The following is a 1,893-nucleotide window of genomic DNA, read 5'->3' as shown; positions in this document are numbered from 1 at the left end:
GCGAGGGCGAGCGTAGCCACTGCCTGTCCGCTTGGGGTGTATCTCAGTTCGGCGTCACGCCCGAGGGCGCACAATTTAATAAACATAAAATCTCCTACTTGATCCTAATTGAGCTTTTTGTGTGCTCCAGTCTGGCGCCGGGAATGTTCACGCCTGCTTTCAGCGCCTTGGTAATGCTCGCTTTGTTGGGCTTAACCTCTGTCTTCACGTCCACGTATTCATCGGGTAGGGCGCTTTCGTCTTCGATAGCGGCGGTCTCCCGGCCTTTAACGTAAGAGATGGAAAACAGCGGGCAGCTGATATTCTTGATCCCTGTGCGCTCCATGTTTTCCCGCAGGTAGTCCGTCACTTGTTCCTGACGGTTTTCTAAGGTTTTCTTGCGGGCCTGTAGACGCTTTATCTCCGTATCTACCGCCTTTATGTCGGGCTCCAGGTTGCGGATGAAGTGCGCGACCGAGACGGCCTTGTCCTGAAACTCTCCCTCGATGGCGTCCAGCGTATCGACTACGGCCTGTTTCAGGTTTGCGTCGTCTCCAGCGTCGAGGTTTTGCAGCTCCAGCAGCTTGCCGGTGATTTTGTATAGCTCCGTCATCAGGCGGCCTCTTGCCCTTCTAGTTCGGCTTTCTTGCGGTCCTTGGCCAGTGTCAGGCGCTTAATCCCGGCGGTGTCTCGTTTGGCTTCCAGCTTCCGCAGAGCGGACTTAAACACGCCCGCCAACATGTTCAGGTTGACGGACTCATTCATCAGTCGGATATGCTCATCCAGCCACGCTTGCGCCTCGGCTTTCTGGCGTTCTTTGGCTTCCACTTGGTTAACCGCAGTTTCGATTTCGACCTCTTGGGCGACCTGTTCGACATAGTTGAAGTCGTCATACAGTCCCATGTGGATGTCGGCTCCGAAGCCTAAAACAGACAGCGCTTTAGAGAGTGCATCCGTCAGCGACTTTTTGGGCGCTTCCGGGTCTGTCTGGATGCCGTGCCGGGTTCGGAATACATAGGGAGTGTGTCCATAGTGAACGACCTCTCCGCGCTTACCGTCGACTTCATACCAGACCGCCAGCTTGATAGTGTGGATCTTGCTCATCACAAGCGGCTGACCTTCTACGCCCAGGTTAAGAGGCGCGCCTTCGTCGAACCTTTCCTCAAGTACGGTGTAACCCCAACCCGTTCCGACTGGTCCGAATTGCTCCGTAGCTTTGCGATGCAGATAGGTAGGGTTGATGCTGGTTCCGGTGAAGCCACCGGCGCCGGTGTATTTCTTGGTGTAAGCGGGGTCAGTCTTTTGGACTGACTCCCATAGTTGCAGGTTAGTGGTGAGCATACGCTTGGTGCTCCTCGTAGCGATCAATCGCTATGTCTTCCTGCTCTTGTTTGTAGGCAGCGTCAGCCAGATATTTGCCAATGCTGTAGGCGGCGCTGTCGATCATCTGCTTACAGGAGTTAACCGCGGCGCGGCGGCCTTGTTTGTCGTCGCGGGTCTGGTAGATCAAGGACAACACGGAGTCGATATCGTCGCCTTGTTTAACTTCGTCCAACACATCCTGAAAGCCTCACTTCTGGCCGTTCACATGTACGCGCCTGCCTTCCAATAAATCCTCCGCGATGGACTTAGCCGTGCTCTCCAGAATGCGCTCTTTGATCTCTTGTCTTTCCATGTAGTCCATGTATTTCATTGCTCTAAGTCCTTCTGAAGTTGGGTAATGATGTTTTGTAGTTCGGCGATCTTGCGGTCGCGCTCCTGAATAGCTGAGTTGGCGTCGACCAGATCGTCATGGCTGCATTCCAGATCAAATACCAAGTCGCTGTTCTTATCTCGTAGGTCGTCCAGTCTGTAGAGGATGGCTTCAGCCTCGACCGCGCACTTGATCATGAGGGCGTTTAGAAGCTCTCTGTC

General features: G+C 54.0%; 5 protein-coding genes. All 5 read right to left on the bottom strand.

Annotated features, from left to right (window positions below; translation table 11 throughout):
- Positions 1-94: 94 nt before the first annotated feature.
- Positions 95-592: a siphovirus Gp157 family protein gene (locus KP814_RS32435; protein ID WP_216740657.1), complete on the bottom strand. Its 498-nt coding sequence runs from the start codon at positions 590-592 to the stop codon at positions 95-97.
- Positions 592-1,320: a hypothetical protein gene (locus tag KP814_RS32430; protein ID WP_216740656.1), complete on the bottom strand. Its 729-nt coding sequence runs from the start codon at positions 1,318-1,320 to the stop codon at positions 592-594. Before KP814_RS32430 ends, KP814_RS32435 begins: the two co-directional genes overlap by 1 nt.
- Positions 1,307-1,537 (bottom strand): hypothetical protein, encoded by a 231-nt coding sequence (locus KP814_RS32425; RefSeq protein WP_216740655.1) that lies wholly within the window; start codon positions 1,535-1,537, stop codon positions 1,307-1,309. The genes KP814_RS32430 and KP814_RS32425 overlap by 14 nt, the downstream gene beginning before the upstream one ends.
- Positions 1,538-1,549: 12 nt before the next feature.
- Complete coding sequence (locus tag KP814_RS33205) at positions 1,550-1,672, bottom strand: hypothetical protein (RefSeq protein WP_256446261.1); 123 nt, start codon at positions 1,670-1,672, stop codon at positions 1,550-1,552.
- A partial coding sequence (locus KP814_RS32420; protein WP_216739765.1) for a hypothetical protein occupies positions 1,669-1,893 on the bottom strand: 225 nt, incomplete at its 5' end. The genes KP814_RS32420 and KP814_RS33205, both read right to left, overlap by 4 nt.

It is taken from the genome of Hahella sp. HN01 (assembly GCF_018986435.1).
GTDB lineage: Bacteria > Pseudomonadota > Gammaproteobacteria > Pseudomonadales > Oleiphilaceae > Hahella.
Note: the sequence above shows the minus strand (reverse complement) of the source record. Positions and strands in the feature narration are given on the sequence as shown.